Origin of the sequence: Bacillus sp. 2B09, from assembly GCF_003946835.1 — a bacterium.
Lineage (GTDB): Bacteria > Bacillota > Bacilli > Bacillales > Bacillaceae > Bacillus > Bacillus altitudinis.
The window spans coordinates 53913-71820 of the sequence record NZ_RPSG01000005.1 but is presented as its reverse complement, the minus strand read 5'-3'; the positions used below and the strand labels follow the sequence as shown (position 1 = coordinate 71820).

17 protein-coding genes are annotated in these 17908 nt (G+C 42.8%); 3 read left to right on the top strand and 14 right to left on the bottom strand.

Annotation, left to right across the window (positions count from 1 at the left end):
- The first annotated feature begins 148 nt into the window (after positions 1–148).
- A complete protein-coding gene (locus EBQ12_RS11565) occupies positions 149–430 on the top strand; it encodes a DUF2651 family protein (protein ID WP_125590073.1) in 282 nt (93 codons plus the stop codon).
- Here EBQ12_RS11565 and EBQ12_RS11560 read toward each other — a convergent pair.
- The 6 genes from EBQ12_RS11560 to EBQ12_RS11535 all read right to left on the bottom strand — a co-directional run bounded on the left by EBQ12_RS11560 (position 425) and on the right by EBQ12_RS11535 (position 6137).
- On the bottom strand, positions 425–808 hold the full coding sequence (locus EBQ12_RS11560; RefSeq protein ID WP_017358575.1) for a UPF0715 family protein: 384 nt from the start codon (positions 806–808) through the stop codon (positions 425–427). The genes EBQ12_RS11565 and EBQ12_RS11560 overlap by 6 nt on opposite strands.
- Before the next feature lie 119 nt (positions 809–927).
- The gene (locus EBQ12_RS11555) at positions 928–1557 is read right to left on the bottom strand and encodes a LysE family translocator (protein WP_017358576.1); all 630 of its coding nucleotides are present in this window, start codon (positions 1555–1557) and stop codon (positions 928–930) included.
- A gap of 125 nt (positions 1558–1682) precedes the next feature.
- Positions 1683–2870, bottom strand: coding sequence for an MFS transporter (locus EBQ12_RS11550; protein WP_017358577.1), 1188 nt, complete (start codon positions 2868–2870; stop codon positions 1683–1685).
- 57 nt (positions 2871–2927) lie between these two features.
- Positions 2928–3974 carry a Gfo/Idh/MocA family protein gene (locus EBQ12_RS11545; protein WP_017358578.1) on the bottom strand — a complete coding sequence of 349 codons (1047 nt, stop codon included), beginning with the start codon at positions 3972–3974 and terminating at the stop codon, positions 2928–2930.
- Positions 3971–4837 carry an HAD-IIB family hydrolase gene (locus EBQ12_RS11540; RefSeq protein WP_125590071.1) on the bottom strand — a complete coding sequence of 289 codons (867 nt, stop codon included), beginning with the start codon at positions 4835–4837 and terminating at the stop codon, positions 3971–3973. The genes EBQ12_RS11545 and EBQ12_RS11540 overlap by 4 nt, the downstream gene beginning before the upstream one ends.
- Positions 4812–6137 carry a DegT/DnrJ/EryC1/StrS family aminotransferase gene (locus EBQ12_RS11535; RefSeq protein ID WP_125590069.1) on the bottom strand — a complete coding sequence of 442 codons (1326 nt, stop codon included), beginning with the start codon at positions 6135–6137 and terminating at the stop codon, positions 4812–4814. Before EBQ12_RS11535 ends, EBQ12_RS11540 begins: the two co-directional genes overlap by 26 nt.
- Positions 6138–6246: 109 nt before the next feature.
- On the opposite strand from EBQ12_RS11535, the gene EBQ12_RS11530 reads away from it, so the two are divergent.
- Entirely contained in the window at positions 6247–7236 is a 990-nt protein-coding gene (locus EBQ12_RS11530) for a LacI family DNA-binding transcriptional regulator (protein WP_125590067.1), read from the top strand.
- 250 nt (positions 7237–7486) lie between these two features.
- On the opposite strand, the gene EBQ12_RS11525 is transcribed toward EBQ12_RS11530, so the two are convergent.
- The 3 genes from EBQ12_RS11525 to EBQ12_RS11515 all read right to left on the bottom strand — a co-directional run bounded on the left by EBQ12_RS11525 (position 7487) and on the right by EBQ12_RS11515 (position 11748).
- A complete protein-coding gene (locus EBQ12_RS11525; protein ID WP_125590065.1) occupies positions 7487–9109 on the bottom strand; it encodes an L-lactate permease in 1623 nt (540 codons plus the stop codon).
- A 43-nt stretch (positions 9110–9152) separates the two neighbouring features.
- Positions 9153–10100: an L-lactate dehydrogenase gene (locus tag EBQ12_RS11520; protein WP_007498309.1), complete on the bottom strand. Its 948-nt coding sequence runs from the start codon at positions 10098–10100 to the stop codon at positions 9153–9155.
- Positions 10101–10317: 217 nt separating this feature from the next.
- A complete protein-coding gene (locus EBQ12_RS11515) occupies positions 10318–11748 on the bottom strand; it encodes a YfcC family protein (RefSeq protein ID WP_125590063.1) in 1431 nt (476 codons plus the stop codon).
- Between the two features lie 153 nt (positions 11749–11901).
- On the opposite strand from EBQ12_RS11515, the gene EBQ12_RS11510 reads away from it, so the two are divergent.
- Entirely contained in the window at positions 11902–13029 is a 1128-nt protein-coding gene (locus EBQ12_RS11510) for a M20 peptidase aminoacylase family protein (protein WP_125590061.1), read from the top strand.
- 47 nt (positions 13030–13076) lie between these two features.
- Here the strand turns inward: EBQ12_RS11510 and EBQ12_RS11505 are convergent, their stop codons facing one another.
- The 5 genes from EBQ12_RS11505 to opuAA all read right to left on the bottom strand — a co-directional run bounded on the left by EBQ12_RS11505 (position 13077) and on the right by opuAA (position 17802).
- Positions 13077–13799 carry an SDR family NAD(P)-dependent oxidoreductase gene (locus EBQ12_RS11505; RefSeq protein ID WP_039166374.1) on the bottom strand — a complete coding sequence of 241 codons (723 nt, stop codon included), beginning with the start codon at positions 13797–13799 and terminating at the stop codon, positions 13077–13079.
- A gap of 85 nt (positions 13800–13884) precedes the next feature.
- On the bottom strand, positions 13885–14691 hold the full coding sequence (locus EBQ12_RS11500) for an alpha/beta fold hydrolase (RefSeq protein WP_241215644.1): 807 nt from the start codon (positions 14689–14691) through the stop codon (positions 13885–13887).
- Between the two features lie 108 nt (positions 14692–14799).
- On the bottom strand, positions 14800–15681 hold the full coding sequence (locus EBQ12_RS11495) for a glycine betaine ABC transporter substrate-binding protein (RefSeq protein ID WP_024718998.1): 882 nt from the start codon (positions 15679–15681) through the stop codon (positions 14800–14802).
- A complete protein-coding gene (gene opuAB, locus EBQ12_RS11490) occupies positions 15681–16526 on the bottom strand; it encodes a glycine/proline betaine ABC transporter permease subunit OpuAB (RefSeq protein WP_024718999.1) in 846 nt (281 codons plus the stop codon). The genes EBQ12_RS11495 and opuAB overlap by 1 nt, the downstream gene beginning before the upstream one ends.
- A gap of 10 nt (positions 16527–16536) precedes the next feature.
- Positions 16537–17802, bottom strand: a complete 1266-nt coding sequence (gene opuAA / locus EBQ12_RS11485; protein ID WP_125590056.1) for a glycine/proline betaine ABC transporter ATP-binding protein OpuAA — start codon at positions 17800–17802, stop codon at positions 16537–16539.
- Between the last annotated feature and the right edge of the window lie 106 nt (positions 17803–17908).

Genomic DNA, 17908 nt, shown 5'->3' with positions numbered 1-17908 from the left:
CTGGACATTCACAAGGTGGTTGATTTGCCGGATGAGGCAGGAATTCACTTCCATTTATCTAATCATGTATGAGTATGCTTCTGCAAATCATCATTTAGCCGCCTCTATCTAATAGAGTCGGTCATCATAAAAGAAATGGGTGAATGACATGCGTCTTCTTTTTCTCCATCCGATGTATCTGATCTTATTTACACTACCAGTGATGGCTTTCCTTTGGGGATTTGTTGGCTATCTGCTATTCAAGCGGATATGGCCTGTCCTCATATTAACGTCCGTGATCTCGATGATTTTCATCTTCGCTTATACTGGATTTGACCTTAGCAATCTATACTGGGTCCTTCTGATGACGGCTCTTGCTTTTGTATCAAGCGGACTCTCGAAGGTCATACACGTTCATTTTCAAGAGAAAAAACAGGAAAAGCCTTTATGATTGTTTCTTCTTTAAAAAGACGGAATCAAGCAGCCAATAAACGAAGGCCGCACAAAAGCTAAATAGATAGACTTTATAGCTAATGAAGACGACAACACCATAATCAATCCATAAAGCAAGCGCCGTACAAACCACCCACGCCCCGATAAAATAAACCAATAAATCACGGCGTCGAAACTTCTCAGGATGACGGTGTAAAACCATTTGGATAGGTGTAGCAAATAGGACATAAGCGATCAAAATGAAAAGACTGGTGACCTCCACATAACTGAATCTGGATTCAGGTGGGTCAAACAACATGGTATAAACAAATGTCGCTGTGATCACAGACAACATCAGCATACACACATAGTTGAATGCTGGCAGGAACATACGCATGGCAAAAACTCCTTCAATTTTATGTATCTTCCATCATTATTGAAGAGTGTCTTATTTCTGTCAAATAAGAAAAAGGGCTAAAATGATTTAGATTTTAGCCCTTTTTCTTATCAACCATTCTATCCAATGAGCGCCATGATCCCTTGATATCCAAAATAGGCACCGAAGCCAAGTAAAGAGAGACCTGCCAGAACGGATAAGCCGTGCAAAATTCGTTCATTTAAATACCGTCTAAACGTACTGGCGAGTAGCGCCATACAGAAATCCCATAAGAGCATGCCGATAAAAATAGCCATGCTGTACATCAGCATTTGAGATGCTCCATACTTTTCAATCGTATTGGCCAAAATACTTCCATAAATTCCAAGCCAAAATAAAATACTAAGCGGATTGGAAAGAGAAATAAAAAATCCCGTCATGAACGAATGCCCGATCGATGTGTTTCCTCCATCCTTCTTTGGGCTTTCCTGCAAATTGATTTTACGAAGGCTTTCAATACCGGTATAGGTCAGAACGAAAAAGCCGAACAGCCACAAAAAGGTTTTCACAAGAGGTGCAGTCAAAAGCTGGGCGACACCAAAATAGATGAGGAGCATATAGACAATATCCGCAGCCATAGCCCCCACACCAAAAATCCAAGCGTGCCAAAATCCACTTTTAATCCCTCTGTCGATTTGGGCTGCATTGACTGGCCCAACAGGCGCTGAAAGTGACAACCCTAAAAAGATATAACCAAAAAACACCGCCACATAGACGTCCTCCTTTTGATGCTGACTTGTACATGTTATTCACGCTTTCGTTGTTTTAGTACAAGTCCTTCGTCACCTTTTCTGAAGATAAGCTATACAAAAGGAGGAGCCACCAGATCAGCTGCTTATCGATCGGCTTTCATCGCCGGCGGCTGTGTGGGTATGGTTTCTTTTTTCTGAGATCGATTCATTTGAATGGCAGCCGCAAAAAGGAGAACAGCTAAAAAGGCGAAAACAAAGACGGCGCTTGCCGCACCTGCCCACTCAAGGCTAAACCCAATCAAAAAGGACAAACAAGCTCCACCTAAACTAGCGGCGGCAATAAAATAACTCGTGGCCTCGTCGATGGCATTTTCAATCATTAATGCAGATGCCGTCAAGGCAATGGGGAACATGCCAGCTGCGCACAGACCGATGAAAAAGATCAGAATTAGCTGCGCAGCGATGTGGGTGGCTAGAGCAAATACGGCGAGCAGCACAATCATCAGCGCTGCGCTTAACTTTAAAAAACGCAGCGGATGCAGCTGATCGGCTTTTCTCGCAATGACAGTTCTGCCAATGACGATCGCTGTCCAAAAAGTAGAGACCGCAAAAAGACCCCAGTTGTCTCCCCCTTTTTCTAGCATGATCGACGGTAAAAAGTTCGCAAAGTTCGTTTCAATTCCTGCGTAGAAAAACGCAAAACAGATCATCAGCACCACAATCATTCGATTCCCTCGATCAAACAGCAAAGATGGTTTCTTCATGTCTTGAGAAGGAGCTGCCATCTGTCCTTGAGGGAGTTTATTCATAAAAGTAAGCCACAGCATAAGGAAAAAAGTCAGTGCACCGACTTGAAATAAAAACACATAATGCCACGTTTCCTCTGTCACAGTCAACAGAATCAATAGAGGAAATAATAATGCACCTAATCCAAAAAAGACCTCCATGATGCTGATTCGCTTTGCACTGTTTGCCATTGAAATGACATACGCCCCGGCCGTCGTCTCAAGACTGCCAGCACCGCTCCCAAGGAAAAAACCTGCCACCACAAGAATCGTCCAACCTGGTACCAAAAGGCCAAGAAGAAGCGCTCCGATCATCAGCAGCAATCCCATCGTCAGAACAGTGCCGTAGCCTTTTTTCCTCACAAGAATGGGCGACAAAAGAACGCCTGTCAAAAAGCCAATAAACTGAAAGAAGATTAAAGAAGATAATTCCCCAGGGCCCTTCTCATAACTAGACAGCAAATAAGGCGTTAAACTGCCAAAAAACACATGAATGGTCCCAATAAAAAAATAAAAGATACAGCCAAAATAAAACACCTTTTTCATCTTTTCACTTCCTCTAAAAAGGAGCGGAGTCATGATATCCTCCGCTCCACCTCTTCATTAATATGCGCGGGCAGAGACGACAGCCTCTTCCCTCTCGAAGCACGTATTCAGCGCAGCCTGCGCGCGATAACCATCTGCAAAATCAGCTACCTTCATATGAGATGGATATGAGTTTGTATTTACCCAATGCATCAGCTGATCACGGAATGTATCAGACCATCCATAAAATTCATTCGGCGGATCTGTCAGCAATGTTTGCGGCATTTGATGACGCTCTACACACAAACCATCACTGATCTCATATTCGTTTTTCATGTTTGTATGGTATTTAAAAACCTTGTCATGCCCCACCACTTCTACACTAAATCCACATTCCTCGGGCTGCGTACTTTTGGACGTCACCAAATGAAAGAACACTTGATTCTCCATTTGCCCAAAAATTTCGGTATGGTCATCAACCTGTACCTTTTTCTCTTCTTTTTCCTTTACATGTGTCAGCATCTTCGTATTAAGGGATTCTTTTTTCATTTCACTGCCAAATAAGTACCACAGCATATCAATCAAATGAATCCCTAAATCTCCTAATGCACCGCTTGTACGCAGACTTTCGCCGCTATCTCTCCACGAAAATGTCTTTCTTCTAAGGGCACTATTTTTCTTAAAATGTGTCCGTACTGTCAAAACGCGTCCTAATTCACCATTGGCGATCAAGTTCTTCAAAATATTCACAAAGGATAAATAGCGATAGTTAAAGCCCATACTGGCTTGAACCTGGAACTGTTTGGCTGTCTCCACCATTTCCTTCGCTTCTTTTAACGATACAGCCATCGGTTTTTCGCATAAAATCGGCTGTCCTGCTCTAAGCGCCTGAAGGGCATGGTCCTTGTGACAGAAGTTAGGGGAAGCAATGATCAATCCATCTGATGCATCCGCTAGTGTTTCGATACTGGCATACACCCGTCCGCCGTACTGTTTAATAAATCCTTGTGCGACGGATTCGTGCAAGTCATAGACCCCAGATAATTCTGCACCTTTGATCGTTGATAAAGCTCTAGCATGTGCTTTTGCAATATTCCCTGCTCCAACAATTCCAATTTTCTTCATGAATGTGCCTCCTCATGTTTATACATCACTGTTTTCAATGTTTCATAGATTCCTTTTGCATACCCATGATGACAAATTTGATGATGGTGCCGTTTGGCTTCGGCTGTTGCATTTTGGACAAGAAAGCCGTGCGTGACGGATTGAAGCATCCGCAGATCATTCCCACTATCACCAAAAGCAAAACCCTTATCTTTTGACAGGTTATATTGATTCAGCATAAACCGAACGATTTCATCCTTCCCTGTTCCCACTGGTAAAAAATCAACGTCATAGCAATCCGCAGGGTCACCCGCAAGTGGGTTGCATTTATTGATGTTCACCGCCACACCCCGCTCCTTCGCAAGTGTTTGGATGAACGATAGATGATGGAGATCTGTTCGTTCATCCTGCTCCTGATAATAGAAATTCTTTTTATACCCAGAGCTGCCTAGCTGCGTTTGCGGCCTAAGGGTGATCCCCTTTTCACGTACGGCTTGCAGAATATCTTCAATTTTTTCGTCTGAAAAGCCCTTTGCATCAAGCCGTTTCATCCATTCTGCATCCGGCTGTCCAAATTTCCCATCTGATGTATACACGATTTCAGTTCCTAAATTCGACGCAATAAAATGCGGGAATTGATAGAAACCGCCTTTCTCCATTTTGCTCGTAACAGAATCGAGACTGCTTCCCGTCACCCAGCCCAGCATGAGCTGTCCGGCTTCGCTCTTTTCTGCCACAAAAGCTTCCAGGCACTTTACATCCTCTCTCTGCTCCTCGGTCATTCCGTGAGAATAGTAGGTCTCATCGAAATCACAGAAGACGATCCACTGCGGATGTTGCGGTTGATGCACAAGCTTTTTATTGAATGGAAGATTTGATAACATGATGGACCCCCTCGATGACTTTCTCCTGATCTTGCAGCGGCATACCTGGGTAAAGCGGCAAATGGAGTAATTGCTGTACGGCTTTTTCCGTATGTGGAAGTGCCGTTTGTTTATACTTTTGAGAAACAAGATTCGTTTGATGCTGATGCGATAAAATCGGGTAATAGACATCTGTTTCTATGCCCATTTCCAGTAATTTCTCTGCCAGCTCATCTCGGCTTCCCTTCACCACTCTGATCGGGAATAGATGCCATACATGATCGTCTGTCAGCTTCGGAAGCTTTATATAGCCTTCATCTTCCAGCGTTTGCAGCTGATCTATGTATCTCTTTGCCAAGTAAAAGCGTTTAAAGTTTTGTAAACCTAAATATTTCATTCGTTCTAGCCCGATTGCGGCCTGTAAGTTATCAATCTTGGAATTAAAGCCATAGTCACTGCGCTTCACGTTTTTCTTTCCTGGTTCAAAACCGTGATAGCTGATTTCCATGCATTTTTCTGCTAGTGCTTCATCATTTGTCGCGATGGCTCCTGCCTTCCCGCAAACTCCAAGGTTTTTGTAAGGATTAAAGCTGAGAACAAGTCCATCCCCAAATGCCCCAAGCCCGCTGCTGCCAATCGCCTGACAGCCATCCTCAATGATCGATAGACCATGCCGTTTCGCAATCGTCGAAATTGCCTTCATATCCGCTTGCTTTCCATACAAATGAACCGGGAGAATACATACTGTCTTATCTGTGATATGCTTTTCTATTTCATTCGGCGCTAGGCAGTAGGTGTCTGGATCAATATCGACATAGACTGGAACCGCCCCAATCGCAAGCACTGCATTTTCTGTTGCAGCAAAGCTGTTGGCAGGCAGGATGACCTCATCTCCAGGATGGACGCCTGCTGATATTAAACTGATCATCAAGGCATCTGTTCCACTTGATGTGGCAATGACATATTTTTTCCCTAAGTATGCTGCGAGCGTCTTTTCAAACTTTGGAATATAAGGGCCTGATGTAAAACGGCCTGAACTTAATACTTCTTTCAGCACCTGCATAATATCATCGATCTCATCCTCTGAAATCAGTTTATCGACCGGCAGGAACGGTATCTTTTTTTCCTTATTTTGTTTATAATGGAAGAGAATTTTTTCCAAACCTGTACGCGCAATATCTTGCTCAAGGAACGCAGCAAGCTTATCATTCGCTAGATTCTTTTCAACTGAATCAGCCTTTACTTGAACACCTTGATTGATCATATCCAGCAACGGTAGATAATCCTTGCTTTTACCTGATATCTTCGTCAATATTTGCATTCCATTCCCTCCAATTAATCAATTCCATTTGTTAATATTTAACTTGTTTCACATTGTAAATGATGTTATCGATTTCAGAACAATAACTTTGTGTAAAGGATTTGTTAATATGTGTACAATTTATGAAATTGCCAAACGCTGCGGGGTTTCAACGACCACTGTTTCTCGGGTGCTGAACAACCATCCATATGTATCAGAAGAAAAGCGCCAGCACATTTTACAGGTGATGAAGGAAATGGAGTATACACCAAGCTCAGCAGCCCGCACCCTTCGGTCACATCAGACAAAAACCATTGCTGTGTCTGTTCCAGCTGTGGACCATCCTTTTTTTGCACAATTGATTAAAGGCATTTCAAAGGAAGCACTGGATCAAGGGTATAAAGCCATCGTGCTCCAGACGTTTTATCAAGAATCAGTAGAAATTGAAGGGCTTCAATTATTAAAAAGAAAAGAAGTAGATGGTGTCATATTGGGGGCGTTAGAAAATAAGTGGGCAACAATCGAGCCATTTTTATCAAACGGCCCGATCGTCATGGCAAATGAATTTCATCAAACAGCAGACATTCCGATTATCGGATATGATGAGCGGGAAGCTGCTTATAAAGCGGTTGACTACTTGATTCAATCAGGGCGTACATCCATTGGATTTTGCTTTGATACAGAAAGCAGTGAAGCGCAAAAACAAAGAAAGCAAGGCTATCTTGATGCGCTTTCTGATCACGGTTTGTCGCTTAAAGAAGATTGGCTGTTCGGCGAGGCTTTTACCATTGAGGACGGCTTTCGTTTAATGGACTTAATCCACCGGATGCCGGATGCGCCGGATGCGATTTTCACCGGCAATGATCAAGTGGCAGCAGGCCTCATTAAACAAGCCATTTCATATGGATATGACATTCCTAAAGATTTAGCGGTGATCGGTTATGACAATCAAGACATTTGCGAGGTGACAGCTCCAACGATCACGACCATCGACATCCCCATCGTCGAGCTTGGCCAGCAGTCTGTCAAACAAATGATTCAGCTGTTGCAAGATCAAAAACCATTACAACGTGAACATATTCAGCTACCTACTCGGCTTGTCACACGAGAATCTACATAAAAAAAAGACTGAGAAATCTCTCAGTCTCAGCGTGTAGACAAACCCTCGCATTCTTTGTCAGTCCTGCGCTCTGGTGCTCACGAATGCCAAATTCGCTCCGCTCCAGTGCTCGTCCTTCCTAGACTACAAAGGTTTTCTTTCACGCTGAAAAGAAGACAAAGGGCTAAAATAAAGTACATTTTAGCCCTTTGTTAACAATCTGAAGACTGAGAAATCTCTCAGTCTTCCATTTTTCAATCAATCGATCAACCTATACAAATTGAGCAAGAATGAATGTCCATATACATACGATGCCGAGCAAAATGAAGCTGTACTTCACTGTTTTTTGGAAGAGCTCAGATTCTTTACCTGTTTCTCCAACAGCTGCTGTTGCAATGGCAATGGATTGTGGAGAAATTAATTTCGCCATCACACCACCGGTCGTATTTGCCCCGATTAACAAACCTGCCTGAGAGCCGATTTGAGAAGCGGTGACTGCTTGAAGGTTACCGAATAAGGCATTGTTACTCACAACAGATCCCGTAATAAACACGCCGATCCAGCCAAGCACTGGGCTGACAAGCGGGAATAAATCGCCTGTTTTAGCAAGCGCTAGTCCGATAGCAGAACTTAGACCTGCAAAGTTCGCCAAGTTGGCAAAGCCCATGACAAAACAAATCGTAAGAACAGGGACCCAAAGCTCTTTGACTGCTGCATTTAAGCAGGCAGCCCCTTCTTTTAATGTAATATGTCTGCTGAACAATCCTGTCAGCATCACTGCAATTAGAATGGCGGTACCTGTTGCACTAATAACATCAATTTTAAAGATCGCATCAATCGGTATTTCTGTTTGAGCAATTGGCGGTAATTTCACAATTTGCTGATGCAGAAACGGCATTTTCACTAAAATGGTTGTCCAATTAAGCGGGCCTCCTACAGCAAATAATGCTTTAAAAGCTGGTAGGCTCCATACAGTAATGACGGCAGTTAAAATATAAAACGGAGACCATGCTTTCAGCACCTCAACACCGCTATACGTTTGTTTCTTCTCAATGGCTGGTGCCCCTTCTTCACGATAAATATGTTTCGGCTGCCATTTTCGAAGAAATACAGCCAAAATTCCCATACTCGCTAAAGCTGAAATAATATTCGCAAGCTCAGGGCCCATCGTGACCATTGTAACAGCCTGCAGAATCGCGTAGCTTCCACTCACAACAAGCAAGGCTGGAAGCGTTTCTTTAATTCCCTTAAAGCCGTCTACAATGAGAATCAGCAGAAACGGGATACAGAAAGAAATAAACGGAATGGTGTACACAAGGGTTTGAGACAGCTCAAGCGGCGTCATATTTCCCATTTGCGCCCCTGTAATAACCGGAATACCTACTGCACCAAAAGCGCCAGACGCAGCATTTGCAATCAAGCAGAGCATGGCGGCTTTTAGTGGTTTAAACCCAAGCTCTGTTAAAAGAGCGGCACTAATCGCAATCGGTACACCGAATCCAGCGGCTCCCTCTAAAAATGCGTTAAAACTAAAACCAATTAATAAGAGCTGTAACCGTTGATCTTGAGAAATTCCTGCAATACTAGAACGAATGACATCAAACTTTCCAGACTTCACAGCAATTTTATAGAGCCATACGGCCATGATGACGATATATCCAATCGGCCACAGCCCATTAGATACACCGAGCACCACAGCAGATAATGCTTTTTCAATTGGCATATGAAAGAAGAAAACAGCTGTTACAAAACTGACGATCAAGGTAAAACAAGCGGCTAATACCCCTTTTAACTTAAATACAGTTAATGCTAGTAGGAAAAACAAGATTGGAAGCATGGCCACCAATGCACTGACGAACTCATTACCAAACGGATCATATATTTGCTGCCACATAGTGATTCATCCTTTTCTGCTCAGATAGGTTGCCTTTGATTGATTAAAAATGAGGAGCTAAAATTTCTTTTAACACATTCACACTATGTGCGAATTTTTCTTTTTCTGTGTCGTTCAGTGCGAGCTCCATCACTTCTGTTGCACCATTTCGGTTCACGAGGGCAGGTACACCAATGTAGACATCTTCTGCTCCGTATTCTCCATCTAAATAAGTGCTGACAGTCAAAATGCTGTTTTCATTGTGCAAAATGGCTCTAGTAATACGGGCTAAACTCATCGCTACGCCGTAATAAGTCGCTCCTTTTTTCTCAATGATTTGGTAAGCGGCATGACGGACATTTTCCATGATGTCGTCTAAATCTTCTTGTTTGTATTGGTCATTTCTCTTCATTAATTCTGTGATCGGTACACTTCCGATATTCGCATGGCTCCAAACAGCAAGCTCTGTATCCCCATGCTCTCCAATGATGTACGCATGCACATTGTGCGCCGCTGCTTCAAAGTACTCACTAAGCATGTATCTGAATCTTGCCGTATCAAGCGTTGTTCCACTGCCAATCACTCGTTCTTTTGGTAGTCCGCTGAATTTCCAAGTCGCATAAGTCAAAATATCAACTGGGTTCGTAGCAACTAAGAAAATACCATCGAATCCGCTTTTCATCACATTGTCTACAATGCCTTTAAATATATTTAAATTTTTCTCAACAAGATCAAGTCTCGTTTCACCTGGCTTTTGGTTTGCACCAGCGCAGATACATACAATATCAGCATCCTGACAATCCTCATAATCTCCATACCAAGTATTCACAGGATGCGGGGCGAATGCTTTCCCGTGGTTTAAATCCATGACGTCACCCATTGCTTTATCTTGATTCAAATCGATGACTACCAATTCATCTGTGATTGCTTGATTTATTAATGTAAAGGCATAACTGCTGCCGACAAAACCTGCTCCAATAAGTGCTACTTTGTTTACTTTTTCGTTTGTCATTTATCTCATCCTCCTGAGTAAAACTAGGTTGTTTTTCTTATGTGAAGTATTTCACATTCTTATTGTGCAACACTTCACAAACTTTTGCAAGGGGATTGCTCAAAAAAATAATGTTGCCATTTTGTGAACACTCATATTGTGGTTTTAAACCGCTGTCCCCATACATGTTCTCATAAGAAAAAAGCCACCAAACACTCTTTGGTGGCTTCTCTCTTATTTAATAAGGTCCCCAATTGATCATGACACCGATACAAATAAAGACAAGGCCGATGACGAACCAAATGAGCGCAAGCGGCACCATAAAACGCAGCCATTTCACGTATGGAATCCCACTTGCAGCCAAGACAGCCATCAACACACCTGAAGTCGGATTCACGCAGTTGACCACCCCTTCACCGAGCATCACTGCTTCTACCGCTACTTGTCTCGTGATACCCATTAAATCAGCAAGCGGCGCAAGAATCGGTATAAAGACAACCGCTTCTCCTGATCCTGATGAAATCAAAAAGTGAAGGAGCGCACTGGCGATATACATGCCGATCGCACCAGCGATTGGACTAAACCCTGTCAGCATACTCGCAAGCCCATTCACCACAGTATCAAGCAGCTTGCCGTTTTCCAAAATGACTGAAATGCAGCGTGCCATGCCAACAATGAGTGCGCCGTATACAAGGCTTTGACAGCCGACAATAAACGTTTTTGCAATATCATTGGCAGCTAATCCCCCAAGCAGGCCAGCAGCAATGGCCATGAAAATGAACACACCAGCCATTTCCTTATCGGTCCAGCCAAGCTGAAGCGCACCATATAAGAACCCCCCAAGCGACAAACCACACACCGTTAAAATCAGCTTATGTCTACCGGTGAATTCAGGCTTGTCCACAGATTCCGCATCAGCTCCTCCAAGCCCTTTAGCAGGAAACCACTCGTCACCAAGCAGGCTTCCCTTTTCTTTATTTTTCAAGCGTTTTGTATACAAATAGATGTACACAATACTAGATAGGAGAAAACAAAGATAAATGATGACACGCAGCCCAATACCAGAAAAAATCGGCAGTTCTGCAATCGTTTGTGATAAACCTAAAGGAGATGGAGACAAAATGGTTGCGTTAAAACCTGCATAACAGCCGATGTAAATAACCGCCGCTCCCGCCACTGCATCCCACTTTAAAGAACGTGCCACAATGATCCCAATAGGAATAAAGCCAATGACCGAGTTCACCACAATTCCGGTCGTCCCAAGTACAGAAAACAATCCGCCAACAATACAAATAAACAATAGCTGTTTCGTTTGGAACCGGCTGATGACATTGTGAATCATCCCGTTAATGGCACCTGTCTTTTCCAAAATTGCAATGGTTCCGCCAGTAAAAAGAATCAGAAAAATAATAGAGGATGAACCAACCATCCCTTCTTGAATCGCTGTAAAAAAACCAACCGGACTAACTGGTGATTGATCAATACGGTGATAACTGCCAGGAACAGCTGTTGTGATCTCTCCTGACGTTTTCCGATCAAATTCACCTGCTGGTACAAAATACGTTGCGATCGTACAAATTAAAGCAATCATAAATAAGAGTACATACGCATCCGGCATCTGAAGTTTTCTTTTTTGTTTCTCAGGTGCTGATACTGTTGCTGTTTTCATCTGTCAAAACCCCTTTGTCCCGATCGGAATTTCACTTAATTTTCTGAATAATCAAATGATGTGTTATATTATAAACACTGATGATATTTAAGATCAATATTATTTCACTAAAAGAATGTTTTGGCAGATTATCTGTCAGCAAGGAGGCTTCTCATGACAACTTTGACAAACGAGATGAAACAAACCGTGACAGACATCTTTGAACATCTGCACACCCATCCAGAAATCAGCTGGGAAGAGACAAATACGACAGCTTATATTGAAGCTCTATTAAAGAAATTAGGCTGTAAAACGAGAACATTTGAAGACTGTACAGGGGTAATCGGTGAAATTGGGGAAGGCGCACCAGTGGTTGCTGTGAGAGCCGATATTGACGCACTGTGGCAGGAAGTAGATGGCGTATTTCAAGCCAACCATTCATGCGGACACGATGCACATATGACGATGGCACTTGGGACATTCATGGCATTGAAAGAAAAAAAACTCCCAAGTGGCACGATCCGATTCATTTTTCAGCCTGCCGAAGAAAGAGGCGGCGGCGCTTTAAAGATGATCGAAAAAGGTGTGTTAGCTGACGTCGATTATTTATACGGGGTGCATGTGCGCCCAATTCAAGAAACCTTAAACGGACGCTGCGCTCCTGCCATTTTGCACGGATCAAGTAATCATTACGTCGGAACCATTCTAGGGGAGGAAGCACACGGTGCACGCCCGCACCTTGGGGTCAACGTCATCGAAGTTGCATCTACGCTTGTGCAGAGACTGGCGCATATCCATGTCGATCCACGAGTCGCCCATTCTGTGAAAATGACCAATTTAAATGCAGGCGGCGGCAGCTCCAACATCATCCCTGGCAAGGCCTCTTTTACACTCGACGTTCGGGCACAGACAAACGAAGTGATGGATGAATTAGAAAAGGAAATTGAAAGAGCATGCCATTCTGTAGCGGATGCTTTTGGCGCCTCTATCACACTTTCAACTGATCATCGTCTTCCAGCTGCGACATTAAATGAAGAAGCTGTGGAGATCATGTCACATGCCATAGAGCAAGTGCTAGGCAAAGAACAGCTCGATCCACCGATCGTGACGACAGGCGGAGAGGACTTTCATTTTTATGCAGCAAAGCTTCCTCATATTAAATCGACGATGCTCGGTTTAGGCTGCGATTTAAAACCTGGGCTTCATCACCCTTATATGACATTCGATCGCTCTGCGATTTTGACCGGCATTGAGATTTTGACGGAAGCTGTATACGAAACACTTCAGCAGCATTCATCGTAAAATAAAAAAACCACCCGTCTTTCCTGAAGCGGGTGGTCTCCTTTATTTTACGCATTCACATCTGTCATTGCCGGTACATTGATTTCTTTGACACAGGACACCCTGGATAGATGAATGACACACCTTGCCAGCTCGACAATATCTTGTACAGGTATTCTCGTTTCATCATACAGAGCAATGGCTTTTTCAGCGCCATCTTCGTACGGAACTTCTGCCGCCAACTCTCCTGGATTGATACAGGTAACGGATATTTTATCTTTCCTTACGTGCTCTCTTAGTGCGTTCACAATACCACGAAGCCCAAATTTAGAAGCAACAAAAGAAACCTGAGACAAATTCGTATGGTCAAGTCCCGCAGTAGAACCAATGACGATGATCTTTCCATTCTCAGATGTCCTTACGTGCGGAAGCAGAGCTTGGATGTAGGTAATCGTTGAGGTAACGTTCACATTGATTAAATGAGCGATATCCTCCGGTTGATCAAGATCGAAAGAATAATCATCTTCAAAGCCGCGTTTCTCCCATAAACCGACGTTATAAATGAGTACATCAATTGTTTGATTCTTCAATGCTTCGAGCATAAAAGGGATATGGGTTTGGCTTGATAAATCGATCTTCAGCCAGATTCTACGCACTCCGTCATCTATATTCAAACTGCTTGGTTCACTTCGTGACACAATCCATACTGTATCTCCACTTGAAGGAAGACCTTTTACAAAGGCATCCCCTAATCCTTGACTCGCACCAAATATGATATAGTTTTTACTCATGCTTCCTCCTTCATGGCTCACTTACAAGCTTCCATCCATACACCCATTCATCTGTAAGCGTTTTATACCTATATCATACAATGTCTTATACATGCCTGCCCCTTTTATGCTCATCTTCACTTTCTAAATGGCCTAGCTTCCTTATTTCCTTTAATTCCGCTGGTAACGCACGCTCTTCTATAAAGCTTTTGATCATGTTGACAAAAAGTTCTTTCTTTTCAAAAGTAAACGTATGTCCAATGTCAGGAACGATGAACCCGGCTGCATTCGGGTGTGCATTCGTGATTTTTTCTGCTGACCTAGTCATAATGCTCTTTTCCTTTTCTCCCACTGTCACAAGAATCCGTGCCTTCGCTTGTTGAAACGCCTCAGGGAGATTGTAATGAAGATTTTCTTGAAACATCGTAAGCAACGTCTTCTTCTGCAATTGTTTGGAATCCGCTGCATAATGATCCAGTACATCGTTTGGAAGTCCCATCTTTTCTGCTTGCAGCTGGATGAACCAATCTTTCTTTAATAACGGATATGTAAGAGGTAAAATGGGCCTTACCATCAAATAGAGCCATGGTAATGGCAACACAAGGGCGCTATTGATAATGGCGATGTCTGCGATGTCTGGCTCTCTCGATAACACATCAACGGCTACCTGTGCACCTAGAGAGAAGCCAATTAGAATGACTGTACGACCATGTGCATGCTCCTTTATCCATGAAATGATTTCAAAAGCACTTTCTCGCATGGAAAACGACGTTTCATTTGCTCTTGTCCCGTGACCAATAAAATCAGGGGTATAGCATTCATACGTTTCCTTGAATATTTCCATATGCTCCTGCCACATCCAGCTGCTTACGCCTCCACCGTGCAGGAAAATCATCATTGGTTTTTCCACCATCGACAACTCATCCACCATCCTTATATATAAGAAAAAGCAGTCGCTTTTTGAGCAGACTGCTTTTTCCATATGCTCCCTTCTATTATAAGGGAACTGTTATACAATTGGCTATTTTTTCAAATCTTCGATCGAGTTGACGTTTTTCATATAAGTCGGAACAACGAGACCCATGCGAAGACCCTTCATACTTGTACCGAGGTCATCATATTTTCCTTTAAACTTCGCTGCATACGTTTTATGCGTATTTGGAAGCCATGCAGATAATGATGCATCAGCACTTCCGGTTGCAATTGCTGTCCACATTGGGCCTGCTTCAACCTGAGTCAAGGTCACTTTAAAGCCAAGTTCACGCAATACCTCTGCGGCCACATTGGTACTTGCAATCTCACTATCCCACGCAACGTAGGCAAGATTGATTTTGTCACCGTTTGACTTTTTCACGCCTTTTGTCCATTTCGCTACTTGATCTTTATGCTTTTTCACATATTTAACAGCAGCATCCGTCGGTTTGACGCCATCTTGAATATCAAGCATCACTTCACCCATGTCATCTTGAGACCATTTAAATTGACTGAGCATTTTGGCTGCTTCCGGCTGATCCTTCGCAAATCCTTTACGTGAAATGGTGTGAATTTCTTCTTCCTCACCATATGATTTTTTCGGATCATCTAAATATTTTAAATCGTAGCGGGAAAACATCCAGTGAGGATTCCAGCCAGTGATGATAATCGGTTTTTTACGGTCATACGATTTCTTCAATGTCGCTGTCATCGCTGCACTTGAGGCAGACACAACCGTCCAATCCTCTAAACCGTAGTCCTTTTTCGCTTGATCCGTCAGCGCCATAATACCTGAACCCGGATCAATACCGATAATGGTTTTATTCACTTGCTGTGCTGCACTCGCATTTGAGTCCGACTTTGCACCACAAGCAGCTAGTAAAAAGACAAGCAGGGCGGTCATCCCAATGTAGAGAGACTTTTTCCACATTAAGCATTCCCCCTGGTTTTTTTCGTTTTAATGTTTTGTGTAATACGATCCAGTGTAATCGCCACGATAACAATGGCAATACCTGCTTCAAAACCAATCCCTGTTTTCAGCTGTGTTACCGCACTATATACTTCCGAACCAAGTCCTGGTGCACCAACCATTGCCGCAATGACGACCATGGATAGAGCAAGCATGATACTTTGGTTAATCCCAGCTAAGATGGTTTTTGTAGCAAGTGGAAGCTGAACTTTGAATAAACGCTGGAATGTCGTTGAACCAAATGCTTCGGTTGCTTCAATTAAATCAGATGGTACTTGTTTAATCCCCAGAATGGTCATACGAATCGTTGGCGGCATAGAGAAAATAACAGATGCCACAACGCCAGGTACTACTCCGATGTTAAAGAAGAAGATTGCTGGTAAAAGATAAACGAATGCAGGCATTGTCTGCATTAAGTCTAAAATAGGTGTGACAATTTTACGCACCGTTTCCTTCTGTGATGCCCAAATACCGATCGGAACCCCGATCACGATAGAAATGACCACAGCTGTCAGAACGAGCGCAAGCGTTTGAAGCATTGGCTGCCAGTAGCCTAAATAGTCGATCAGTAAGAATCCAATAAGTGTGAAAAGAGCAACTCCTCTTGTACTGATCCACCAAGCAATGCCGGCAAAGATAAGCGTTAAAATAATAGATGGAATGACGCCAAGTGCAGCCACAATTCCATTTACTGTTCCAGCTAATCCATTTGTGATGCCATCAAAGAAACCACCAAAGGTTAATGTTAACCAGTCAACAAATTGATCGATATAATCCGCGAACGGAATTCTAGGTAAATCACTCATACTAAACATCTTATTCTACCTCCTGTGCAGAAGGCTCTTGTGTTTTAATTTCCTCTAGCTTGTTAGAAGACATGTTGATATATTCATCATTACCTGATAATGCACCAATCAATGCACCTCTGACCACAATACCCTTCATTCTGTTTTTCTCATCTACAACGGCAATTGGAATGTTCGCATCAGATACTGCATCAAAGATCTCTGTTAAATACGTTGATTCCAATACTGTCGTAAATTCTTTATCGAGAACAGTTTCTAGCGACGCACCCGTTTCTGCCGCTTTTTTCGCTGCTTGTGCAGAAATAACACCTAATAAATGCTTTTTCTTATCTACTGCATAGATAGACGAAATACCAAGGTTCTTCATGAGTGTGAGCGCAACACGTGCCCCTTTATCAATCTGAACTGTTTCTGCACGTTTCATAATATGACCAGCGGTTAATACTTTAGAAAGGTCTACATCTTCAACGAAACGTTCAACATACTCGTTCGATGGGTTCATCAGAATTTCTTCTGGTGTTCCGATTTGAACGATATTCCCGTCTTTCATGAGGACAATGCGGTCGCCAATACGAAGCGCTTCATCTAAATCATGCGTGATGAAAATAATTGTTTTTCCTACAGACGTATGAAGCTCAAGCAATTCATCCTGCATGTCTTTACGAATTAATGGATCTAGTGCGCTGAATGCTTCATCCATTAACAAAATATCAGGGTCATTAGCTAGTGCACGTGCCAATCCAACACGCTGCTGCATACCGCCACTTAATTGATTTGGGTACTGCTCTTCAAAACCTTCAAGTCCAACAAGCTTTAAAGATTCAAGCGCTTTAGAGCGACGCTGATCCTTCTCTACACCTTGCAATTCAAGCCCGTATTCTGTATTCTCCAGAATGGTACGATGCGGGAACAATGCGAAGTTTTGGAAGACCATGCTGATCTTTTTCCGTCTGACTTCACGCAATTGATCCTTTGACATATTTGTTATCATATCCCCATCAATATAAATTTCGCCGGAGGTTGGTTCGATTAACCTATTCAGCAGCCGCACAAGTGTGGACTTTCCGCTCCCTGATAGCCCCATGATGACAAATATCTCGCCGTCATACACATCAAAATTTGCTCGATTGACACCAACTGTTGCGCCGGTCTCTTTTAGGATTTCTCTTTTTGTCTTCCCTTTTTCAAGCATTTGAGATGCTTTTTTAGCATTTTTACCGAAAATTTTAGATACATTATTTATCTTGATTTTGATCTTTCTCTCTTCAGAATTCATTTTTTCCCTCCAAATTAGCATCTTTATAACCGTAACATAAGCGTTATGATGCGAACAATCTTTAGAATTCGCTTATTTCCGTACAATATGTATGAATTCCATATAG

What these genes read in the sequence shown, in the direction of transcription:
- opuAA (WP_125590056.1), bottom strand. Translation starts at nt 17,802, where the DNA reads ATGAATTCTGAAGAGAGAAAGATCAAAATCAAGATAAATAATGTATCT.
- EBQ12_RS11530 (WP_125590067.1), top strand. Translation starts at nt 6,247, where the DNA reads ATGTGTACAATTTATGAAATTGCCAAACGCTGCGGGGTTTCAACGACC.
- EBQ12_RS11510 (WP_125590061.1), top strand. Translation starts at nt 11,902, where the DNA reads ATGACAACTTTGACAAACGAGATGAAACAAACCGTGACAGACATCTTT.
- opuAB (WP_024718999.1), bottom strand. Translation starts at nt 16,526, where the DNA reads ATGAGTGATTTACCTAGAATTCCGTTCGCGGATTATATCGATCAATTT.
- EBQ12_RS11545 (WP_017358578.1), bottom strand. Translation starts at nt 3,974, where the DNA reads ATGAAGAAAATTGGAATTGTTGGAGCAGGGAATATTGCAAAAGCACAT.
- EBQ12_RS11500 (WP_241215644.1), bottom strand. Translation starts at nt 14,691, where the DNA reads ATGGTGGAAAAACCAATGATGATTTTCCTGCACGGTGGAGGCGTAAGC.
- EBQ12_RS11520 (WP_007498309.1), bottom strand. Translation starts at nt 10,100, where the DNA reads ATGACAAACGAAAAAGTAAACAAAGTAGCACTTATTGGAGCAGGTTTT.
- EBQ12_RS11565 (WP_125590073.1), top strand. Translation starts at nt 149, where the DNA reads ATGCGTCTTCTTTTTCTCCATCCGATGTATCTGATCTTATTTACACTA.
- EBQ12_RS11550 (WP_017358577.1), bottom strand. Translation starts at nt 2,870, where the DNA reads ATGAAAAAGGTGTTTTATTTTGGCTGTATCTTTTATTTTTTTATTGGG.
- EBQ12_RS11505 (WP_039166374.1), bottom strand. Translation starts at nt 13,799, where the DNA reads ATGAGTAAAAACTATATCATATTTGGTGCGAGTCAAGGATTAGGGGAT.
- EBQ12_RS11540 (WP_125590071.1), bottom strand. Translation starts at nt 4,837, where the DNA reads ATGTTATCAAATCTTCCATTCAATAAAAAGCTTGTGCATCAACCGCAA.
- EBQ12_RS11560 (WP_017358575.1), bottom strand. Translation starts at nt 808, where the DNA reads ATGCGTATGTTCCTGCCAGCATTCAACTATGTGTGTATGCTGATGTTG.
- EBQ12_RS11495 (WP_024718998.1), bottom strand. Translation starts at nt 15,681, where the DNA reads ATGTGGAAAAAGTCTCTCTACATTGGGATGACCGCCCTGCTTGTCTTT.
- EBQ12_RS11515 (WP_125590063.1), bottom strand. Translation starts at nt 11,748, where the DNA reads ATGAAAACAGCAACAGTATCAGCACCTGAGAAACAAAAAAGAAAACTT.
- EBQ12_RS11535 (WP_125590069.1), bottom strand. Translation starts at nt 6,137, where the DNA reads ATGCAAATATTGACGAAGATATCAGGTAAAAGCAAGGATTATCTACCG.
- EBQ12_RS11525 (WP_125590065.1), bottom strand. Translation starts at nt 9,109, where the DNA reads ATGTGGCAGCAAATATATGATCCGTTTGGTAATGAGTTCGTCAGTGCA.